19 protein-coding genes are annotated in these 20,585 nt (G+C 72.3%); 10 read left to right on the top strand and 9 right to left on the bottom strand.

Going from position 1 to position 20,585, the window contains the following annotated elements; genetic code table 11:
* The first annotated feature begins 73 nt into the window (after nt 1-73).
* Nucleotides 74-661, top strand: a complete 588-nt coding sequence (locus AWQ68_RS10330) for a TetR/AcrR family transcriptional regulator (RefSeq protein ID WP_066938297.1) — start codon at nt 74-76, stop codon at nt 659-661.
* A gap of 173 nt (nt 662-834) precedes the next feature.
* Nucleotides 835-1,368 carry a DUF4245 domain-containing protein gene (locus tag AWQ68_RS10335; RefSeq protein WP_066938722.1) on the top strand — a complete coding sequence of 178 codons (534 nt, stop codon included), beginning with the start codon at nt 835-837 and terminating at the stop codon, nt 1,366-1,368.
* Between the two features lie 29 nt (nt 1,369-1,397).
* Here AWQ68_RS10335 and AWQ68_RS10340 read toward each other — a convergent pair whose 3' ends face one another.
* A complete protein-coding gene (locus AWQ68_RS10340; RefSeq protein ID WP_066938299.1) occupies nt 1,398-1,670 on the bottom strand; it encodes an exodeoxyribonuclease VII small subunit in 273 nt (90 codons plus the stop codon).
* A gap of 48 nt (nt 1,671-1,718) precedes the next feature.
* Between AWQ68_RS10340 and AWQ68_RS10345 the strand changes: the two genes are divergently transcribed.
* Nucleotides 1,719-2,189 carry a GNAT family N-acetyltransferase gene (locus AWQ68_RS10345; protein ID WP_066938302.1) on the top strand — a complete coding sequence of 157 codons (471 nt, stop codon included), beginning with the start codon at nt 1,719-1,721 and terminating at the stop codon, nt 2,187-2,189.
* Here the strand turns inward: AWQ68_RS10345 and xseA are convergent.
* Together xseA and AWQ68_RS42255 are read right to left on the bottom strand one after the other, a co-directional pair.
* Nucleotides 2,164-3,369 carry an exodeoxyribonuclease VII large subunit gene (gene xseA / locus AWQ68_RS10350; RefSeq protein WP_084463839.1) on the bottom strand — a complete coding sequence of 402 codons (1,206 nt, stop codon included), beginning with the start codon at nt 3,367-3,369 and terminating at the stop codon, nt 2,164-2,166. The genes AWQ68_RS10345 and xseA overlap by 26 nt on opposite strands.
* Nucleotides 3,370-4,353, bottom strand: a complete 984-nt coding sequence (locus AWQ68_RS42255) for a hypothetical protein (protein WP_066938305.1) — start codon at nt 4,351-4,353, stop codon at nt 3,370-3,372. It lies immediately after the preceding gene.
* 77 nt (nt 4,354-4,430) lie between these two features.
* Here AWQ68_RS42255 and AWQ68_RS10360 point away from each other — a divergent pair, with 77 nt between their 5' ends.
* On the top strand, nt 4,431-5,402 hold the full coding sequence (locus AWQ68_RS10360) for a 4-hydroxy-3-methylbut-2-enyl diphosphate reductase (protein ID WP_066938307.1): 972 nt from the start codon (nt 4,431-4,433) through the stop codon (nt 5,400-5,402).
* A 78-nt stretch (nt 5,403-5,480) separates the two neighbouring features.
* Here AWQ68_RS10360 and AWQ68_RS10365 read toward each other — a convergent pair whose 3' ends face one another.
* Together AWQ68_RS10365 and AWQ68_RS10370 are read right to left on the bottom strand one after the other, a co-directional pair.
* Entirely contained in the window at nt 5,481-6,323 is an 843-nt protein-coding gene (locus tag AWQ68_RS10365; protein WP_218006829.1) for a GNAT family N-acetyltransferase, read from the bottom strand.
* 508 nt (nt 6,324-6,831) lie between these two features.
* Nucleotides 6,832-7,083, bottom strand: a complete 252-nt coding sequence (locus AWQ68_RS10370; protein ID WP_066938310.1) for a twin-arginine translocase TatA/TatE family subunit — start codon at nt 7,081-7,083, stop codon at nt 6,832-6,834.
* A 135-nt stretch (nt 7,084-7,218) separates the two neighbouring features.
* Between AWQ68_RS10370 and AWQ68_RS10375 the strand changes: the two genes are divergently transcribed.
* Nucleotides 7,219-8,721 carry an LCP family protein gene (locus AWQ68_RS10375; protein ID WP_084463842.1) on the top strand — a complete coding sequence of 501 codons (1,503 nt, stop codon included), beginning with the start codon at nt 7,219-7,221 and terminating at the stop codon, nt 8,719-8,721.
* Nucleotides 8,722-8,747: 26 nt separating this feature from the next.
* Here AWQ68_RS10375 and mgtA read toward each other — a convergent pair whose 3' ends face one another.
* From mgtA to AWQ68_RS10395, 4 genes are all read right to left on the bottom strand, one after another.
* On the bottom strand, nt 8,748-11,465 hold the full coding sequence (gene mgtA / locus AWQ68_RS10380) for a magnesium-translocating P-type ATPase (protein ID WP_066938312.1): 2,718 nt from the start codon (nt 11,463-11,465) through the stop codon (nt 8,748-8,750).
* Nucleotides 11,449-11,814, bottom strand: a complete 366-nt coding sequence (locus AWQ68_RS10385) for an ArsR/SmtB family transcription factor (RefSeq protein WP_245655844.1) — start codon at nt 11,812-11,814, stop codon at nt 11,449-11,451. Before AWQ68_RS10385 ends, mgtA begins: the two co-directional genes overlap by 17 nt.
* Nucleotides 11,815-11,946: 132 nt before the next feature.
* On the bottom strand, nt 11,947-12,444 hold the full coding sequence (locus AWQ68_RS10390; RefSeq protein WP_066938318.1) for a DUF6542 domain-containing protein: 498 nt from the start codon (nt 12,442-12,444) through the stop codon (nt 11,947-11,949).
* An 11-nt stretch (nt 12,445-12,455) separates the two neighbouring features.
* Entirely contained in the window at nt 12,456-13,736 is a 1,281-nt protein-coding gene (locus tag AWQ68_RS10395) for a DNA recombination protein RmuC (protein WP_084463843.1), read from the bottom strand.
* Nucleotides 13,737-13,888: 152 nt separating this feature from the next.
* Between AWQ68_RS10395 and AWQ68_RS10400 the strand changes: the two genes are divergently transcribed.
* From AWQ68_RS10400 to AWQ68_RS10420, 5 genes are all read left to right on the top strand, one after another.
* The gene (locus tag AWQ68_RS10400; RefSeq protein WP_157545092.1) at nt 13,889-14,632 is read left to right on the top strand and encodes an LppU/SCO3897 family protein; all 744 of its coding nucleotides are present in this window, start codon (nt 13,889-13,891) and stop codon (nt 14,630-14,632) included.
* 11 nt (nt 14,633-14,643) lie between these two features.
* Nucleotides 14,644-15,732, top strand: coding sequence for a redox-regulated ATPase YchF (gene ychF, locus AWQ68_RS10405; RefSeq protein WP_066938323.1), 1,089 nt, complete (start codon nt 14,644-14,646; stop codon nt 15,730-15,732).
* 586 nt (nt 15,733-16,318) lie between these two features.
* Nucleotides 16,319-17,041 carry a conjugal transfer protein gene (locus AWQ68_RS10410; RefSeq protein ID WP_245655855.1) on the top strand — a complete coding sequence of 241 codons (723 nt, stop codon included), beginning with the start codon at nt 16,319-16,321 and terminating at the stop codon, nt 17,039-17,041.
* Nucleotides 17,042-17,089: 48 nt separating this feature from the next.
* A complete protein-coding gene (locus AWQ68_RS10415) occupies nt 17,090-17,368 on the top strand; it encodes a hypothetical protein (RefSeq protein ID WP_066938327.1) in 279 nt (92 codons plus the stop codon).
* Nucleotides 17,369-17,389: 21 nt separating this feature from the next.
* Nucleotides 17,390-20,401 (top strand): conjugal transfer protein, encoded by a 3,012-nt coding sequence (locus tag AWQ68_RS10420; protein WP_066938330.1) that lies wholly within the window; start codon nt 17,390-17,392, stop codon nt 20,399-20,401.
* Nucleotides 20,402-20,585 lie beyond the last annotated feature (184 nt).

A 20,585-nucleotide genomic window follows, 5' to 3' on the forward strand; every position in this document is an offset into this window, starting at 1 on the left:
CCGGTTGCCGCAGGCAGGAGGCCTTTTCCGTCGCTGCCGACGCCGGGCGGGCGGTGCGGGATATGGTCGCCGCATGAGCAGCGACACGGAGCCGCCGGTCACCGCCCGTACGTCGGAGCGGGGCGCCGCCACGAGGACCGCGCTCCTCGAAGCGGCCAGGGAGACCTTCATCACCTGCGGTTTCGCCGAGACCGGCGTGACAGATGTGGTGGCACGGGCCGGGGCCAGTGTCGGCAGTCTTTACCACCATTTTTCGGGGAAGGCCGACCTTTACCTGACCTTGTTTGAAGATTTCCAGAGTCGGCAGACGCAGCGGACCCGGTACGCCATCCAGGAGGCCAGGTCCCGGGGCGCGTCCGAGCCGATGACCCTGTTCCTCGCCGGCGCCCGGGCCTACCTCGACGGCTGCCTCGCCGAGCGCGACCTCGCCGCGCTGTTCCTCCGCGGAGACGGCCCGACCGGGTTCGAGGTCGTGATGCGGGACCGGCTGCGCCAGTGGACCCGGCGCAGCGCGGCGCTCTTCGAGCACGAGGACGCCCTCGTCCTCGTCGTGACCGGCGCCCTCGCGGCCGTCGTGCAGGAGGTGACCCTCTCCGAGGACGACGAGCACGCCCGCGCGATCGCGGAGGAGGCGCTCGCTCTCATCGGCCGCATCCACTGACCTCGGTCCCCGGCGAGGCGGGCACGGAGAACGATGCCCTGACAACCGGATGAGGCTCGGCCGATCGACGCTCAGAGCACGGTCGATGTCGCACAGGACCGGGCACGGAGGGCACGGCAGGCACGCGGCACCCGTGTCCGGACCGTCGTCCGATGCCGGTAGGCTCCGCTGACGTGCGCCGATTCACTGAGGGCTTCTACGGCTACGCGTTCGCCCTGATCGTCTGCCTGGCCGCCGGCTCGTTGATCCTCTTTTTCATGCCGAACGGCAAGAACGAGCACATTCCACGCATCGACTTCTCGATCGACAAGGTCAACGCCGCGCGTGCCGCGTCGTACACGGTCGAGGCGCCCAAGGACGTACTGCCCGACTGGGTGCCGACCAGCTCCCAGATCACCCAGAAGTCCGACGTGGTGACGTGGCGGCTGGGCTTCGCCACCAAGAAGCGGATGCACGCCATGGTGGCGCAGAGCAACGAGCAGCCGGTCGCCGAGTTCGCCAACCGGATGGCCAACTCCGACAAGGCCACCGGCAGCCGGCAGATCAACGGCACCGCGTGGGAGGAGCGCTTCCGCCAGGACAAGAACCAGCGGTCGCTGGTCCGGGTGCTCCCCGATCACACGGTCGTGGTCACCGGATCGGCCGACTGGGACGAGCTGACCGCGCTCGCCGCGTCACTGGTGGTGCAGCCCAAACCCGCGACCTGAAACGCGTCCAGAAGGGCGCCAGGAGCGTGTCAGAAGGGTGTCTCCTCCTGGGGCTCCTGGCGCTGCGCCATGGCCGCCGCCAGCTTGACCCGGGCCCCCTGGAGCCACTCCTCGCAGATCGCGGCCAGCCGCTCGCCCCGCTCCCACAGCTCGATGGACTGCTCCAGCGTGAGCCCGCCGGTCTCCAGCCGCCGTACCACGTCGGTCAGCTCCTCGCGGGCCCTCTCGTAGGAGAGGGTCTGCTCCGCGCCGGGCGCCTGGTCGGAGGTCGTCTGCTCGGGGGATGCCTTCTCGTCTGCCACGTCCCCACCCTAGAGTCCGCGTACGACAGGTCGGGATAATCGGCAGCCATGACCGTTCGCGCCGCCACCGTCGACGACATCCCCGAGCTGGTACGCCTCCGCGAGGTGCTGGCCGTCCGCATGGCCGCCGACATCCACGGCCAGATCGAGAGCGGCTGGCAGGAGGCGTACGCCTGCGCCCTCGAAGAGCGCCTCGGTGACCCCGACGTCGCCGTGTACGTGGTGGACGCCCCCGGCGGCGGGCTGGCCGCCTGCGGTGCGGGATTCATCTACCGCCGATTCCCCGGGCCGGGCCTGGCCGACGGCCGCTGGGGCTACATCCTCGGGATGACCACGGACCCGGCCTTCCGCCGCCGGGGACACGGACGGGCGATCCTGGACGCGCTCATGGCGTGGTACCGGGAGAACGGCGTGGCCCGCGTGGACCTGCACGCCACATCGGACGGCATGGATCTCTACGCGGGCCACGGCTTCGCCGAGCGCTACCCGGGTCTCACGTGGACGTCGCCGTCACGCTGATCCGGTCGTCGGGGAAACGGATCGTCAGCTCGTCGCCGGGCTTGACCTCGCCCGCGAGCCGTACGACCTCTCCGGAGGGGCGCTGCACGATCGCGTAGCCCCGCTCCATCGTCGCCGCCGGGGACAGCGCGACGAGGCGGGCACGCAGGTGTTCGAGCGAGTCGGCCGAGCGGTCCAGGGAGGAGCCCAGGCAGCGCCGGGCGCGCTCGCGCAGCGCGTCCACCTGCTCCGCCCGGCGGTCGAGCTCGCGTACCGGGTCCGCCAGGGAGGGCCGGGACTGGACCGACCGCAGCCAGGAGATCTCCCGGTCGAGCCAGCCGCCCAGCACGCGCCGGCCGCGATCCCTGAGTTGGCGTACCAGCGCGAGTTGCTCGCCGACGTCCGGCACCACCTTCTTGGCCGCGTCCGTGGGGGTGGAGGCGCGCACGTCCGCCACGAGGTCGATCAGCGGGCTGTCCTGCTCGTGCCCGATCGCGCTCACGACGGGCGTACGGCAGGCCGCGACGGCACGCACCAGCGACTCGTCCGAGAACGGCAGCAGGTCCTCCAGGGAGCCGCCGCCGCGCGTGACGATGATCACGTCGACCTCGCGGTCCGCGTCCAGCCTGCGCAGCGCCTCGGTGACCTCGCCCACGGCGTACGGCCCCTGGACCGCCACCGGCTCCACCTTGAACCGTACGGCGGGCCAGCGGCGGCGGGCGTTCTCGATGACGTCGCGCTCGGCGGCCGAGTCCCGGCCGCAGACGAGCCCGATCGTCGAGGGGAGGAAGGGCAGCCGCCGCTTGCGGTCGGCGTTCGTGAGCCCTTCGGCGACGATGAGCCGGCGCAGCCGTTCCAGCCGGGCCAGCAGCTCGCCGACGCCGACCGGCCGGATCTCCATCGCGGTGAAGGCGAAGGACCCCTTGTTCACCCAGAAGTCCGGCTTGACGTGCATGACGACCCGCGCCCCGTCCACGGGCCGGGGGAGGCTCGCCTCGTACACGCCTCGCGAGCAGGTCACCCGGGCCGAGACGTTGGCCACCGGGTCACGGAGGGTGAGGAAGACGGTTCCTCCTCGGGCGGTCAGCTCGGTGATCTGCCCTTCGACCCAGACGGTGCCCAGCCGGTTGATCCACTGGGCCACCATCTGGAGCACCGAGCGGATCGGAAGCGGCTCCTCGGGAGAGGTCTTCGCGCTCACTCAGGACTCGGCTTCGATCTTGGCCAGGCGCGTCTCGTACATGCGGACCACGTCGTCGCGGTTGGCCGTCCCCTTCTCGTACGCGATCAGTTCGCGCATCTGGTCGGCGGACTTGCCGCGCATCCGGGCGCGCAGCGACGCCAGGGACAGCCCGGCGTACCCCGGGTACGGCTCGGCGACGCCCTCGTGCGTCACGCCCTCCGCGACCTCGGTGGCGGCCGTCTTCTTCTTGGCGCGCGCCTTGGGCGCCACGGTGGGCTCGGCCTCCGCCGCGGCCTCGGCGGCCTTCTTCGGGCGCGGCTTCGCGGCGGGCTTCTCGGCGGGCTTGGCGGCCTCGGGCTTCGGCTTCTCCGCCGCCTTCTCCGCGGGCTTCGCGGCCTCGGGCTTCGGCTTCTCCGCCGCCTTCTCCGCAGGCTTCGCGGCCTCGGGCTTCGGCTTCTCCACCGGCTTGGCGGGCGCGGCCGCCTCGGGAGCCTTGGCGGGCTTCTGAGGGGCGGGCTTGGCCTTGGGAGCCTCCGCGGGCTTCTCGGCGGCGGGAGCCTCCGCGGGGCCCTTCTCCGGCGCGGGCTTCTCGGCAGGCTTCTCGGCGGGCTTCTCGACCGCCGGGGCCTCCCACTCCGCCTTCTCGGCGGGGGCCGCGGTCACGGCCTCCTCCGCGGGCGCGGAACCGTCCGGCGCGGGCGCCTCCTTCGCGGCCGGACGCGGAGCGAAGATGACCGGCTCGCGGCGGGCGGGACGCGCCTCCTCCGCGGCGGGCTCCTCCGTCGTGGTCGCCGGGGCCTCCTCGCCCTCGGACGTGGCGAGCCGCTTTATCGTGGAACGGACCTGGTCCCCGATCAGAAGGGCCTGGCCCACCCCGCTGATGGTGGTCTGCAGCGCGGTCGCGGGCAGGTCCTTGGCCTTGTCCTTCAGCTCGTCCTTCAGCTCGTCGCCCCTTCTGAAGAGGCTACGGAGAGGCTTGATGAGTGATCGGAAGAGGGACATCGCAGCTCCAGCGGAGTCGTTTTCGGATGATGCGGGAGAGGTCAAGAGGCGGCTGACGCTCCACATAGCATAGGAACATGGAGCCATATACCCCCGCCCGTCGTGTCCTGGTTGCCAAGCCGCGCGGCTATTGCGCGGGAGTGGACCGTGCCGTCGAGGCGGTGGAGAAGGCGCTTGACCAGTACGGCGCGCCCATCTACGTACGGAAGCAGATCGTCCACAACACCCACGTGGTCCGGACTCTGGAGGCGCGTGGCGCGATCTTCGTCGACGAGACGGAGGAGGTGCCGGAGGGCGCGATCGTGGTGTTCTCGGCCCACGGCGTGGCCCCCAGCGTCCACGACGAGGCCGCCGCGCGGCGGCTCCGCACCATCGACGCCACATGTCCGCTCGTCACCAAGGTGCACAACGAGGCCAAGCGTTTCGCCGCCAAGGACTACGACATCCTGCTCATCGGCCACGAGGGCCACGAGGAGGTCGAGGGCACGTCGGGTGAGGCTCCGGACCACATCCAGCTCGTCGACGGCCTCGACGGGGTGGACCAGGTCTCCGTACGCGACCCGAACCGCGTTGTCTGGCTGTCGCAGACCACGCTGTCCGTCGACGAGACCACCGAGACGGTCGCGCGGCTGCGCGAGCGCTTCCCGAACCTGATCGACCCGCCGAGCGACGACATCTGCTACGCCACCTCCAACCGGCAGGCGGCGGTCAAGCAGATCGCGGCCGAGTCGCAGCTCGTCATCGTCGTGGGCTCGACCAACTCGTCCAACTCCAAGCGCCTGGTCGAGGTGGCCAAGGACTACGGCGCCGCCGCGTCCTACCTGGTGGACGACGCCTCCTTCATCCAGGACGCGTGGCTCGACGGCGTCAGCACGGTCGGCGTCACCAGCGGCGCCTCGGTCCCCGAGGAACTGGTCGATGGCGTGCTGCGCAGGCTCGCCGAGCACGGCTTCACCGATGTCGAAGAGGTCGAGACGGTGCAGGAGAGGATGCGGTTCGCTCTTCCCCACGAGCTCCGGCGGGACCTGCGCGCCTCCTCGGCGTCGTAACTCCCGGCCCGGTCCCCGCAAGCCCCGCCCACATGGGCGGGGCTTTTCCATGGCGGCGGTCGAGCGGGCCGCTCGCGTTCACCCTTCCGCCGGGCCGGGACGGTTGCACGGGGCGATGGCGAACTCGGTGAACCGGCCGCACGTCTCGAATCCGAGGCGGCGGTAGACGGGCTCACCGTCCGAGGATGCCTGCAGGACCGCCGTGCGACAGCCCGCGTCGTACGCGGTGTGCAGGGTGGCCAGGGTGATGGCGCCGCCATAGCCGCGACGGCGGTCGGTCGCGAGTGTCGCGATGTTGTAGATCCCGGCGACCCCCGCGTGCAGGAAGACCTCGGCCGAGCAGACCGGACGGCCGCTCACATAGCCGACCAGGTACCGGGCGGGGCAGCCGGGCGCGAGGGCCCAATCGGCGGCGTCGGCGAAGAACCGGTGCACTGTGGCGGCCGGCGGGTCCCAGTTCGCGGCCAGGACCGTCGCGTAGTCGGCGAGCTGCTCCGGAGTCGTCACCAGGCGGATGTCGAGGCCGTCGGCGTGCGGCTTCGGCAGGTCGGCGTGCAGGTCCTTCCACATGGCCGTCTCGGTCTCGGACGCCTCCAGACCGGCGCTCGTCAGGAGCGAGCCGAGGTTCGGTGGTGTCGACGCGGGACCGACCCACCATGAGAACGGGCGACCGGTCGCGGCCAGCGCGCGTACGGTCTCCTCCACGCGTGTGGAGACGGTGTCCGAGGTGAAACGCGCCGCCGCGACGATGTTGAAAGTGTCGTCGTCAAGCCCGCTGTCGGCGATCAGGAGGTCGTCCGTCTCCGTTACGGTCGAGCTCTCCATGCGACGGTGCAGGTGGCAGGCGTGCTCGGCAAGGTTCTGCTCTATCTTGACCAGCAGATCGGGATCGCCGGGAACTTGGTGTTTCGAGCCATTCATTCAGGTCATCACATCATGCGGGTTCCTGGTGTGGCACCCATTTTTCGGCCTGCGGCGTCCCCTGGCGATCGGGGTGTCCGCCGCCGTTCGGCCCGCGCCCCAGGGATGGAACGTCTCAGGAGAGGCGGTGGACCACCCCAGGCCTGCGTAGGCGTTCAGGGCATGCCCCAACCGTCTCGTCGGAGGCCGGGCGTCACGGCAGAGGGCTCGGAGTGGACGCGGGCCCATGCGGGGGAGTTTCCCGCACGGGCGCGCCGCAGCGGCGTTCCACGGGCGTTCCCTGCTCCATGACTGTGAGCCGGGGGGTGGGCCGCCCGTCCGGGCCCGCGAAAACGCTCGGCGTGGCCGGGCCCAGGAGGCTGTAGACCTCAAGCCCACACACCAGCGCCCACAGCAGTACGGCGGCCGACCGGCGCGCCCCCCGGCCGGTCCCCCTGGCTCCCGGCCGGGTCAGCACCGCGATCTCCTCGCGGAAGGTCGTTGAGTGACGGGCGGGGCTACCCGCGATCTACCGGTCGCCATCGGCTCGCGACGGCCCACTTTCCGCGCTCGTACGGCCCGGCTCGCAGACGGCCGGGGCGCTCGCCGCGTCCGTGGTCGTGACCTCGGCCCGGAGGGCGACGGTCTCGTTCTTGAAGATGCGCAGCGACCTGCCCAGTGCGCGGGCGGTCTCCGGCAGCTTCTTGGAGCCGAACAACAGCATCAACACGAGTCCCAGGACCAGCAGGTGCCCGGGCTCCAGGCCGTTGCGCAGGAACATCGCACCCCCAACTCCCTTCTCCGCATCGAGACGCGCGATCCGGTGACCCGATCTCGTGCGCCAAGTTTGCTAGATTGCGCAACTATACAAGTGGGCGATCGCTCTGTGGTCGTCCTCCCCAGCAGGAGCGCATTCATGAGGGCATCCACCACGACGGACCCGCGACGGCCCACTGACCGCCCGCGCGGCGTCGGAGGGGCGCTGTACGGGCGTCGCATCCTGTTGGTCGCCGTCATCACGGCGGGGTCGCTGGTAGCCGTCCTCGCCCTGGGGGCCGGCTGGGTGTACTCGCGACTCGACGGCAGCATCACCACCTTCGACGCGAAGGGGATCGACCGCCGCCGGCCGGCGCCGAGCTTCGCCGGGCAGAACATCCTCGTCATCGGTTCGGACTCGCGTTCGGGAAAGAACAGCAAGTACGGCGGGGGCAAGGGGGACGTCGGACGCTCCGACACCGCGTTCCTGCTGCACGTGTACGCCGACAGCAAGCACGCGATCGCCGTGTCGATCCCGCGCGACACCCTGGTGGACATCCCCCGGTGCCGTTTGTCCGACGGGACGTGGAGCCGGCCACAGCAAAACGTCATGTTCAACTCGGCGTTCACCGTGGGGCTCACCGCCGCGGGCAACCCCGCCTGCACCCAGAACACCGTGGAGAAGCTCAGCGGCCTGCGCGTCGACCACACCGTCGTCGTCGACTTCCGGGGCTTCGCCGCGATGACGAAGGCGGTCGGCGGCGTTCCCGTCTGCCTGCCCAAGGACGTCTACGAGGGCGACCTGAACCCCAACCTGGGCGCGCGCGGCAAGCTGCTGTTCACCAAGGGGCGGCAGGTGGTGTCCGGCCAGCGGGCCCTCGACTACGTACGCGTCCGCCACGGCATCGGCGACGGCTCCGACATCGGCCGCATCCAGCGGCAGCAGGCCTTCATGTCCAGTCTGTTGAAGAAAGTGCGGGCCGAGGGCCTCAACCCGACCACCCTGCTCCCGCTCGTGGAGGCGGCCGCGCGGTCGATGACCTTCGACCCCGGCCTGGGGTCGGCCGACAAGCTGCTGTCGTTCGCGCTGTCGCTGCGGGGCGTCGACCTGCGGAACACCAGGTTCGTCACCCTGCCCTGGCGCTACCAGGGGGCGCGGGTCGCGATCGTCCAGGATGAGGCGGACGCCCTGTGGGCGGCGCTCAAGGCGGACCGGACGATCGACGGCGTGGACGCCGGCGGCAGGGCCCGGCCGTCCGGCCCGTCGTCCCCGCACTCGGCGGCCACGGTCTCGGGCGAGGGGATCAGCGTCTCCGTGTACAACGGCACCGCGGTCTCCGGCCTCGCCGCCCGCGCGGCCGACCGGTTGAAGGGGGCCGGGTTCACCGTCACCCGCGTCGCGACCGCGGACTCACAGACGCGCACGACCACCCTGATCAGGTACGGTCCTGGCCTGGCGATCCAGGCCAAGACGGTCGGCCGCCTGTTCCGCGGCGCGCGGTTCCAGCGGAGCTCCGAGCCCGCGATCACGGTCATCCTGGGCACCGAGTATGCGAACGCGCCCGATCCGAGCGCCTCCGTGCCCGCGCCCCTGCCGACGAGCCTGGCGGGCACGTCCAGGTCCGCCGCCGACGGCATCTGCTCCAACCTCTCGTACGGCTGAGCCGCACCCCACCGAAACGGGCCGGGTCACGTACGGTCGCCGTGGCGGCGGTCGAACCACGCCTTGGCCGCCAGCAAGGCGGCGCCGTAGACGGCCACGACGCCGGCGAGCAGCAGGTAGTAGGAGGCCGGGAGCGCCGTCATGTCCAGCGGGGCCGCGAGCGGCGAGAGCGGCAGCAGCACGCCCACGGCGACGAGGAAGCACGCGGCCACCATGAGCGGGACGGGGATCCGCCTGCGCCCGCGCAGCACCAGCATCGCCACGGCCTGCGTGAGGAGGTTCTCGACGAACCACCCGGCGTGGAAGGTGGCCTGGCCGCTCGCCTGGCCGGACAACGGGACCGCCGACACCAGAACGGCGAAGGTCGTCAGGTCGGCGAGCGCGTTGAGCGGGCCGAAGACGGCGATGAAGCGCAGCAGGCCGCGCGGCCGGAGCCGGGACGGACGCCGCATCGCTCCTCGGCCCGGCCGGTCGAACGCGTACGCGAGCTGGGCGGCGTCGAAGCACAGGTTCTGGGCCAGGACCTGGATCGGCAGCATCGGCAGGAACGGCAGGAGCAGCCCGGCCGCGAGCATCGCGATGACGTTGCCGACGTTGGAGGACAGCACGACGCGCAGGTAGGTGACGATGTTGCCGGTGCTGCGGCGTCCGGCGGCGATCGCGTGGTCGATGGCGGTGAGGTCCTTGGCCGCCAGCACCACGTCGGCGGTCTGCCGCGTCACGTCGGCGGCGTCGCTCGGGCACATCCCGACGTCGGCGGCGCGCAGCGCGGGCAGGTCGTTGACGCCGTCGCCGAGGAACCCGGTCGTGTGCCCCGCCGCGCGCAGCGCCGCGACGACGCGCGCCTTGTGCTCGGGAGCGCAGCGCGCGAAGACGGTGGCACGCGCGGCGAGCTCGGCCACGGCATCGTCGTCGAGGCCGTCGAGCCGGTCGGCGGTCACGACGGCACCCGAGCCGAGGCCCAGATCCGGACCGAGATCGAGGCCGAGGTCCCGGCAGGCGCGGGCGGCCGTACCCGGGTGATCGCCGGTCAGGATCTTGACCGCGACGCCGCGCCCGGCGAGTTCGGCCAGCGCGTCCCCGGCCTGCGGTGCGAGCGTGTCGCGCAGCCCGACGAAGCCCACGAAGGTCAGGTCGTGCTCGTCGCGTGGCCCGTACGGACCGGGACGGGCGGGCCGGTCGGCGAGGGCGACGGCGAGCACGCGCAGCCCGTCGGCCGCCATCGTCCCGGCGGACCGCAGCAGCCGCTCCCGGGCGGCGGCGTCGAGTTCGCCGTCCGTCTCCCCGTCGGGACCGGCGGCGCGTACGAGCGTGCAGCGGTCGAGCACGTCCTCGACCGCGCCCTTGACCACCAGGGTGTGCACCCCGAGACGGCCCGGACGCTGGACGACGGCGCAGGAGCTGCGCCGGGCAGGGTCGAAGGGGAGCGCCGCGACGCCGTCGGACGCGGGCGGCCCCGCGTCGAGCCGCTCCGCCGCGTCCATGATCGCCTCGTCCAGGGCGTCCGGGCAGGGGAGGTCGGCGAGCTGGATCGTCCACAGGCTGTTGACGGCCGCCCAGCGCAGCACCGCCGGATCGGGCCGTCCGTCCGGATCGAGCGAGCAGTCGAGCACCGGCAGATCCCGCGTGAGGGTGCCGGTCTTGTCGATGCACAGGACGTCCACCGCGCCGAGGTCGTGCAGCGCGGGAAGCCGCCGCACCATCACTCCGCGGTCGCGCGCGAGCAGGGCGGAGCCGCGGGCCAGCGCCGTGGTGACGATCACGGGCAGCATCTCGGGTGTCAGCCCGACCGCCACCGCCACGGCGAACGGCAGCGCCTCCAGCCCGCGCCCGCGCAGCGCCGCGTCCCCCAGCAGCGCGACGGGCGGGATCAGCAGCATGAACCGGATGAGCAGCCAGGAGATGCCGTTCACCGAGCGGTCGAACGAGGACGGCCGGCGCCTGCTCGCGTTCCCCTGATGCGCCCCGGCGAACATGGTCCGGGCGCCGGTCGCCACGACGACGCCCGTGCCGGTGCCGGACACCACACCGGTGCCCTGGAAGCACAGCTGCGGCCGGTCGAACAGCTCCGCGCCCGGAGCCGTGCCCGTGAGCGGGCCGTCGGGCGCGTCCACGGGATGCTTCGCGACGGGACGGGACTCGCCGGTGAGCGCCGCCTGGTGCACGGTGAGCCCGTTCGAGCGCAGCAGCAGCACGTCGGCGGGCACGAGGTCGCCCGGGCCGAGCCGGATCACGTCGCCCGGCACCAGCTCGCCGACCGGGATCTCCCGGTACAGCGGCGCCGAGGCCGCGCCCGCCCGGCGCCGAACCGTCGCGGTGGTGGCGATCAGCTCACGCAGCGCGGCGATGGACCGGTCGGCGCGGTACTCCCCGCCCGAGCGCAGCAGGGCGCTGACCACCACCAGCAGCACGGTCACGCACGCGGTCCCCCAGGAGGCGATCGCGGCGGACACCAGCCCGAGACCCAGCAGCACCATGGTGAACGGGTCGCGCAGGCTACGGGCGAGACGCCGCGGCCAGGTGGTGGAGACCGGCTCCGGCAGCACGTTCTCGCCGCACCGCAGCAGACGCTCCTCGGCCTGGGACTCCAGCAGGCCGCGCGGCCCGCTCCGCATCAGTCGCAGCGCCTCCAGCGGGGTGAGCCCGGCCACGTCGGTGATGGAGACGCGCTCGGCGGGTCCGGCGTCCGTCCCCCGGACGTCGCGCGGTCCGGCGCCCGATACGGCCTCAGGCGCCCAGACCATGGACGCGCTCCGTCGCCCCCTCGTGGCCCGTCAGCTGTCCGACCAGCCAGCGGACCATGGTCACCACGTTCTCGTCGCTGATCAGGTAGACGACCCGGCGACCCTCGCGCCGCGAGCGCACCAGCCCGGCCAGCTTCAGCTTGGTCAGGTGCTGGCTGACCGCGGGCAGCGCGCCGCCCACGCTCTCGGCGAGCGCGCTCACGTCGCGCTCGCCCTGCGCCAGGGCCCAGACGATCTGCAGACGCGCGGGGGAGGCCAGCAGGCCGAAGGTCGCGGCCGCCTCGGTCAGCACCTCGGCCGACGGTTCCGCCACGTCGCCGCTCGTCGCCACTGTCGCCCTCCCGCTCACCGCCTGAAACCTGCGCCGCGACGGCCCTCCTGCCGGCGATGCCGGGAGAGGGCGCACGTCGTTTGCTCACCGTAGCCGCACATCCGACCGTTCACGACGGCCCGTCCGGGTCGGCGCGTACGGACGCGGCGCTCAGTCGCGGGCCTCGCCGTACACGCGGGGCTCGAAGTAGCCCTCGGGCTCGGGGTCGAAGGCGGTTTCCTCGCCCTGGCGGGGACGCGGCACCTCGGCGCGGGCGGCCAGATCCTGCCGGAGCTCGCGCACGTTCTGGGGGAGGCCGCGCCACCACGCGATCGCGAGCACGACCGCCGATCCGGCGAACAGCCACGGCGCCGCGGACGACAGCGAGGTGAACAGCCCGAGCCCGAGCGCCTGGAGCATCGAGGCCGCGCGCAGCGACCGGAAGAACTCGACGAACGCGGCCGTCGCGAAGAAGACCAGCGGCGGCGTGACCACGAGGGGGAGCAGGTCGCGCGGCTGGACCAGCAGCGCCGCCGCGACGCAACCCACGACGAAGACCGGTCCGGGGCTGAAGATCTGGCCGAGCAGCGTGAGCACGAGGAGCAGGGCGACGGCGCCCCTGGCCGTCAGCCGCAGCCTCACCCGACCGGCATGATCGGTGCCTCTCATCGTGTCCCCCTTTACGACGAGTCTCGCGCCAACTTACCGTTCTGGACCGGGCCAGGAGAGGCGCTTACGCGCTCTTCGTCCCCCAATTCCGGAACGGCGGGCAGGCGGGGCGGCTCCTCGACCAGGGCCGGGCCGTCCAGCGACTTGTCCGTGATGCCGAGATCGTTCATCTTCCTCGCGCTCACCAGCACGCGGCTCTCCAGCGAGCCGACCGTCCTGTTGTACGCGGTGACCGTCCTGGACAGGGCGCGCCCGAGGCCGTCGACGTGCCGGCTGAGTCCGCCGAGCCGGTCGTACAGCTCCTTGCCCAGGTCGAAGACCGCCCGCGCGTTCTCGCTGAGCGCGGCCTGCTGCCAGGCGTAGTGGGCGGTGCGCAGCATGGTGATCAGGGTGGTCGGGGTGGCGATGTGGACCCGCCTGTTCATCGCGTACTCCAGCAGGGCAGGGTCGCGTTCGAGCGCCGGGGCGAGGAACGCCTCCCCCGGGATGAACAGGACCATGAACTCCGGCGCGGGGCTGAACGCCTGCCAGTACGCCTTGGCCGCCAGCCGGTCCACGTGCTCGCGCAGGTGGCGGGCGTGGGCGTCGAGCCGCGCCGAGGTCAGGTCCGGGTCACCCGCCTCCGCCGCCTCCAGGTACGCGGCGAGCGAGACCTTGGAGTCCACGATGATGTTCTTGCCGCCGCTGAGCCGTACGACCATGTCGGGGCGCACCAGCCCGTCCGGGGTGTCCGCGCTGACCTGCTCGTCGAAGTCGCAGAAGCGGGCCATCCCGGCGATCTCCGCGACCCGGCGGAGCTGCAGCTCGCCCCAGCGTCCGCGGGCCTCCGGCCGCTGCAGCGCGCGGACCAGCGCCGACGTCTGGCTCCTGAGCTGCTCGGAGCTCTGCCGTACGAACTCCATCTGCTGGCCGAGCTCGGCGCGGGCGGCGCGGGCGCCGAGTTCGCTCTCCCTGAGCTGGTTCTCGACCTTCGCGAGCGTCTCCTTGAGCGGGCCGATCAGGTTCTCCACGGCCTGCCTGCGCTGGTCGAGGTCGCCGGTGGCCTCCGCCCTCGTCGTGTTCAGCCGGTTCTCGGCGAGTTCGAGGAAGCGCAGGTTGTTGACGTCGAGCGCGCGGGCGCTGAGGGCCTGGAACCGCTCCGCGAGCTGGCCTTCGACGTACGCGACCTTGTCCTCCGCGGCCCGTCTCCGCGCCTCGGCCTCGGAGATTCTGGCCCGGGCCAGCAGGAACCCGATCAAGAGCCCCACGGCGAGACCTACGGCGAGCTGGAGGACGAGCGCCACGACATCCACGGTTCGGGATGATCCCAGGCAATCCGGCTCCGGAGGGGGAGGCGCGCGGGCGTCCCTCCCTCGAGGACACGCGCGGAAGCCGGGCGGCGCGTCCCCCTCCCGGGCGTCCCGTTCGGCTTGTGCGAACGGCGGACATCACCCAAAGTCGTCATGTGAATACGTACGGCTTGCGCTCCCAGATAGCCGGGATAACGGCCGGGGTGGTGATCGTGCTCGTCATCGGGCTGGGCGCGGTCGTCGCGGCGAGCCGGGAGACGGCCCCCGGGACCGCCGGCGAGCCGCTGACCTGGACCGAGGGCGCGTGCGTGCGGCGGACCGGCACGCGGGTCGGGCTGGTGCTCTGCGAGCGGGCCACCGGCCGCGTCGTCGCGGTCGTCGACAGCCCGCCGCGTTGCCCCGCCGACACCGACGAGTTCGTCTCCCTGGGCTCCGGCCGTACGGCGTGCGTACGGAGCGTGGGCGGACGCCATCCCGGAGACCCGGGGAACGGCGGCGGCGTGCTGCGGGCCGGCGACTGCGTGGCCGTGCGGGGCGGGGAGCGGCCGTGCGCCGACGGCGACTGGTACGGCCAGGTGATCGGCGTCGTGGAGTCGGCCCGGAGGTGCTCGCTGGGGACGGTCGAGGCGCTTCCCCTCAAAGGGGGTGACGTGGCCTGTCTCGGGAAGGGTGGCCGGGTGGTCGCGGCGGGAGACTGCGTCGAGCAGCCCGAGTTGCCCACCTCGTCCCGCCTGCTGGTGAAGGTCCCTTGCGCGTCCGATCGGGCCTGGGCGAAGGTCACCGGCCGGGTGGAGTCGCCGAGCCAGTGCGCCGAGGGATCCGACCACTATCTCCGGTCCCTGCGCGGGACCGAGGTGATCTGCCTGTCTGGTGTCGGAGCAACCCGCGACGGCCCGTAAACTCGGCCTACGTGAGCCTGAGCATCGGGATCGTCGGCCTGCCCAACGTCGGCAAGTCCACCCTCTTCAACGCGCTGACCAAGAGCGGCAACGCCCTGGCGGCGAACTACCCGTTCGCCACGATCGAGCCCAACGTGGGCATCGTCGGCGTGCCCGACCCCCGGCTGGCCAAGCTGGCCGAGATCTACGGCTCGGCGCGCATCCTGCCGGCGAAGGTCGAGTTCGTCGACATCGCCGGTCTGGTCAAGGGGGCGTCCGAGGGGCAGGGACGGGGCAACCAGTTCCTCGCCAACATTCGCGAGACCGACGCGATCTGCCAGGTGATCCGGGTGTTCTCCGACCCCGACGTCACCCACGTCGACGGCGACGTCGCGCCCGAGCGCGACATCGAGACGATCAACACCGAGCTGATCCTCGCCGACCTGCAGACCATCGAGAAGGCGCTGCCCCGCCTCCAGAAGGAGGCCAGGAACAACAAGGACCGCAAGGTCCAGCTCGACGCCGTCTGGGCCGCCGCCCAGCTGCTCGACTCCGGCACCACCCTGTACGCGGGGGGCAAGGCGGCGGGCATCGACCTCGCCGAGCTGCGTGAGCTGCACCTCCTCACCGCCAAGCCGTTCCTGTACGTCTTCAACCTGGACGCCGACGAGCTGGTGGACGAGGAGCTGCGGGCCCGGCTGTCGGCGATCGTCGCGCCGGCCGAGGCCGTCTTCCTGGACGCGAAGATCGAGTCCGAGCTGGTCGAGCTGCCGGACGAGGAGGCGCTGGAGCTGCTGCAGTCCGTCGGCCAGGAGGAGTCCGGGCTGGCCCAGCTCGCCCGCGTCGGCTTCGAGACGCTCGGGCTGCAGACCTACCTGACCGCCGGGCCGAAGGAGACCCGCGCCTGGACGATCCGCAAGGGCGCCACCGCGCCCGAGGCCGCCGGTGTCATCCACACCGACTTCCAGCGCGGCTTCATCAAGGCCGAGGTCATCTCGTTCGACGACCTGGTCGAGGCCGGGTCGATGGCCGCGGCGCGCGCCGCCGGCAAGGCCAGGATCGAGGGCAAGGACTACGTCATGCGCGACGGCGACGTGGTCGAGTTCCGTTTCAACGTCTGATCGCCGCCCGATCGCCCACCCGCCACGTCTCTGAGCTGCGAGGACAGCAATACGTGGCGGTTAGGTAATCGATGAAGCCGCTGGCCAGGCACAACACGCTTTTCCTGTGCAACGGATGGGCATGGGGTGCGGGTCCGCGCAGAGACCCGGTTTGCTCGGTCGCGGCGATGCTTGCACCATGGGCGTGGCTTTCCTGGAAGAATTGGCCCGACCGCTAGGGTGAAAACTTCAATGCGGCTAACCGGATCGAGAGTAAGACGACACCGCGCCAGCCGGGGGGATCGGCGCGAGCGGAGGCGTGATGGCTCGCAGGTCAACCGTCCAGCCGGATCCTCGGATCGCTGGCGACCCCGAGTCGTACCCTCCGCAGGGCCCTGAACGGGTGGCGGACACGCGCGAGAACGCCCGTCGGCGCGGGGGTTGGAGCGGCGGTGGGGGCCGCTGGCTCGTCTGGACCGGCCGTGCCGTCCTGTGGGCACTGATCATCGTCATCGTCGTCAACGGAGTGCGTGCGCCGTTCGAACGGCTCACCCAGGGGGACACGACGGCCGGGGCGATCCCCGAGCCCAGCGATTCGGGATTTCCCATGACACAAGCCGCGGCTTTTGCCAATCAGTTCGCGGCGGTCTATCTGAATTTCGACGCGTCTAATCCGCAACAAAGAGCGGAGCGGTTGAAGCCATTTCTGCCCCAGGGGGCGCAGGAGCAGTTCGGCTGGAATGGGTACGGCCGGATGTCCGCGGGCGCCTTCCAGTTCACCGGGATAAACGTACGCGACGCCAACAACGCCGTCGTCACCGTGACATATCAGGCGGGCAGCAGGCGCGGGCTTCTCTCAGTGCCGATCTACTACGACGGGTCCAAGTTCGTCGTGTCCGAGCGGCCGGGGCTGCTGCCGGACTCCGGCCCGGCGGGGCTCCCGGCGGTGGCCGACCCCGACCGCGACTCCGCGACCGAGGCCGAGCTGCGTCCCCAGCTTGAGGGGTTCTTCAAGGCGTACGCCGCGGGCGACCAGGTGGACCTGCAGCGCTACGTCGCCAACGGCGTGACCGTCGAGGGCTTCGACGGGGCGCTCACGCTCGCCCAGCTCAAGGACGTCGTGGTCCCCGCGGGCGAGGGGAGCACCCGGGAGGTCACCGCCGTCGTCGTGTGGGCCGTGTCGTCGGGCGGGGGCGCCGCCACCCCGCGTACGGACGATCCGGCGACGCAGCCGGCCGGGCTGGAGCAGGCCTACCGGCTCACGGTGGAGAAGCAGGGCGGCAAATGGTTCGTCGAGGCAGTCCAGGGCGCGAGCCGCCCCGTGGGGTAGCGCATGACGGAACACGAGGCCGCTGATCCATACCCCGGGAGGGCGTGAATGATTCTGAAGACCATCGTGGAGATCGCGTTCGATCCATCGGCTCCACCCGCCACCGGGATCGACACCGAGGGCCTGGCGGACTTCCTGCGCAAGTTCTTCGCGCCACTCTTCCTGGTCGTCGTCTCCGTTGTGGCGATCTTCTTCCTCTTCACTCGAGAGATCACCAGATTCATGCAGTTCATCATTCTGGCGATCGCGATCGGCGTGATCTTCTACGTGCCCAACATCATCGAGGTGACGGCGAAGGCGATCGCGGGGGCGCTCGGCATCAAGTGATCAGGCAGAGAGGAGGATCGGGTGGATCTGCCCACGTATACCAATATTTGGCGAATTGAGAAGCGGCTCTACAAGCTGTACGACCTGAAGCTGCCGACACCGCTTCCCATCGTCTGGATCGGTGTGTTCGTGGGCGTCCTCGTCCCCTGGTGGACGTTCCTCCTTCTCGTCGGGCTTCCCTTCGACGCGCCGTGGCACGTGGTCTATCTGGTTCCTCCCGGGATAGTCACCTGGCTCTCGACCCGGCCCGTCATCGAGGGGAAGCGGCTCACCGAGCTGCTCCAGTCGCAGGTGCGCTACCTCGCCGAGCCGCGTACCTGGTGCCGGATGGCGCCGGCCAGCGAGCCGGAAGAGATCACCCTCACGGTGCGGGTCTGGCGCTCCGCCCCCGCGCGCAAGGGCCGGGCCACCGGACGGCAGCGTCGCGCGGCCGCCCCCACCGTGCGACCCGCCGTCGCCGCCGCGGCCAAGGGCGCGGCCGCGGTGCCCGCCGTCGCCGAGCCGCTGCCCCTGCCGACCGCCGTCGCGGAGCCGCTGCCCCTGCCGACCGCCTCCGCGAGCGCGTCGGCGAGGGCGACCTCCGCGCCCGCGCCCGCTTCCTTCGGGAAGGGGACCGCGGACGCCGGCCCCGGGAGCACCCTTCTGAGGAACGACGGCACGCCGGCCAGGAGCGGGCGGGCCTCCTCTGGAGCCGACGCCGGGTACGGCGCGCCCGCGGTGCCGCGCATCGGCCCCGACGCGCTGCGCAAGCTCCGCAGGCTGGCCGCCTCCGCGCAGGACGGCTCGGACCGGCGTCGGGTCGCGGAGCGCGCCGTGGGCGCGCCCGGCCTCGCTGAGCCGGGGACACCCGTGCGCGACGAGCGCGGCGCCGCGCCGGGAGGCGAGGAGGCGCTCCGCCTGCCGCCGAAGGTCTGGTCCTCGGCCGAGGCTCCGGAGACGGCCCCCGCGACCGCCGATGGCGATGCCGTCGCGGGCCCGGACTCCGGAACGGGCGCTCCCCTCGGCCCCGAAGGTGAGGCCCCCGCGACCGCGGACGCCGGTACGGATGCCGCCGCTGCCGCCGGTTACGGATCGGATGCCGCCGCGACGGCGGCCCACCGCCCTGATCCGGTCGGCGTCGCCCACCTGGAGGCGGAAGCCGCCGAGATGGGGCCGACCGCGGAGGTGGGGGCGCACGATGCGCGGGCGACCGGCGAGGTCGCAACGGCCGCCGAAGCGGAGGGAACCACCGAGGTGGCGGCCCGTGCGGCCGACAAGGCCGCTGAAGTGCACAAGGCCGCCGAGGTGGCTGCCGCTGGAGCGGACGTGACCGCTCCGGCAGAGGTTCCGCAGCCCGAACGGCTCGCGCATGACCGGCCCCGGCACGCCCGGCCCGATTCCACGCCGGAGGAGGCGCGCGAGTCCGCGCACGACCAGCCGAGACACGCGCGGCCGGATTGGGCTCCCGTGAATGCGGGTGAGTCCGCGCACGAGCCGCTGCCGCACGCCAACGCGGAAGCGACCGAGGAGCCGCTGCCGCACGCCAACGCGGAAGCGACCGAGGAGCCGCTGCGGCACGCCAAGGCGGAAACGGCCGAGGAGCCGGGGCGGATCGCCCCTGGCCGCCCGGACGTCGTCGCCGCCGAGCCGTCGCACGCCCAGCCGCCACACTCCGAGCCGTCGCACGCCCAGCCGCAACACGCTGAGCCGCCGCAGGTCCCGCCGTCGCTTGCGGAGCGGCCCGGCCGGGGCGCGGCGCGCCCGGCTGCCGAGGCCGCCCACCCGGCCGCAGGGGAAAGTGGCGGGACTCCGCCGGTCCGCCCGCTTCGCGAGGTCGCGGATGCCACTGCGGCCTCGGCGGAGGAGCCGGCCCGCGAGGTCGTACGGCCGCTGTCGCGGGTCCCCCTGGAGGAGACGCCGCCGGTACGCGAGCCGGTGGCGAAAGCCCCGAGAAGGGGCGGAGCCGCCGGAGAGCACGCCGGGGAAGCCGTCCGGCCGGTACGCGAGCCGGTCCACGAACCCACCGGGCAGCCCGTCCAGCCCGCCGATCCGCCCGCGGTGCCGGTCCAGCCCGCCGATCCGCCCGCGGTGCCGGTCCAGCTCGCCGACCCGCCCGCGGTGCCCGTCTCGATCCGCGCCGCCGCGCCGGGCGACGAGCCGAGGGTGCGCCGGGTCGAGTCGGTCGTCGGCCGGGACACCTCCGGAGGGTGGCGCAGGATCGCGCAGGTCGTCGTGGGCGGCGGCGGAGGCCGTACCGACGGCATGGAGATCGACGTGGCACGGGCCCGCACCGTGCTCACCGGGAGCAGGCGGATCCTGGTCCTCGGCTGCACCGGCGGCGCCGGACAGACGACGACGACCGTCATGCTCGGCCACACCTTCGCCAAATACCGGGACGACCGGATCGTCGCGCTCGACGCGAGCGCCGGCGAGCACACCCTCACCACCCGCATCCCGGCGGAGTCGCCCGAGACGCTCAGCTCCCTGCTCGCCGGGTCGGGAGGGGTGAGCGGCTACCTCGGGATGCGCGCGTACACGAGCCGGTGCGACTCGGGGCTGGAGGTCGTCGGCGCGGACTCCGACGCTGGGGCCGCCCAGCGGCTGGAGAGCGGGTGGCCGCGCATGCTCGCCGCGCTGGACCGCCACTACCGGCTGATCATCGTGGACCCGGCCGCGGCGCTGGCCGCGCGGCTCCTGCCGTACGCCGACCAGCTGGTGCTGGTGGCGCCGGCCAGCGAGGACGCGCCCGACGCGGTGGCCATGACGTACGAGTGGCTGGACGGGCACGGCTGCTCCGACCTGCGGCGCCGGGCCGTCATGGTGGTCAACGGCGTGAGCAGGCGCAGCGCGTCCGACGTGGAGCAGGCCGAGGCGGTGGCCAGGGGACGCTGCCGGGCGATCGTCCGCATCCCCTGGGAGGACGAGCTCTCCCGGCAGGGGCCGGTCGATCCGGCCCGGCTCCGGCCCGGGGGCCGCAGGGCGTACGTGGCCCTCGCGGGAGTGATCGCGAGCGGCCTGGCGGCCAACCAGCACAAGCAGGAGGTGGCCAGGTGAGCGGTCCGCAGCGTGAGAGGGGAGCGGTGAGCGACCAGTGAACCCCGGCTCGCGAGCGGAGTGGCAACTGTCTGCGGAGTGGGTGGGGAGTGGTGAGCGACAAGTGAACACCGGGCGGGCCCGGCACGGCGAGCTGAGCGATACCCCGGGAACGGGCGGCCCCCGGGGTCGGCGAAGAGTGGTG

The sequence above is a fragment of the Microtetraspora fusca genome, from assembly GCF_001570365.1.
Lineage (GTDB): Bacteria > Actinomycetota > Actinomycetes > Streptosporangiales > Streptosporangiaceae > Microtetraspora > Microtetraspora fusca.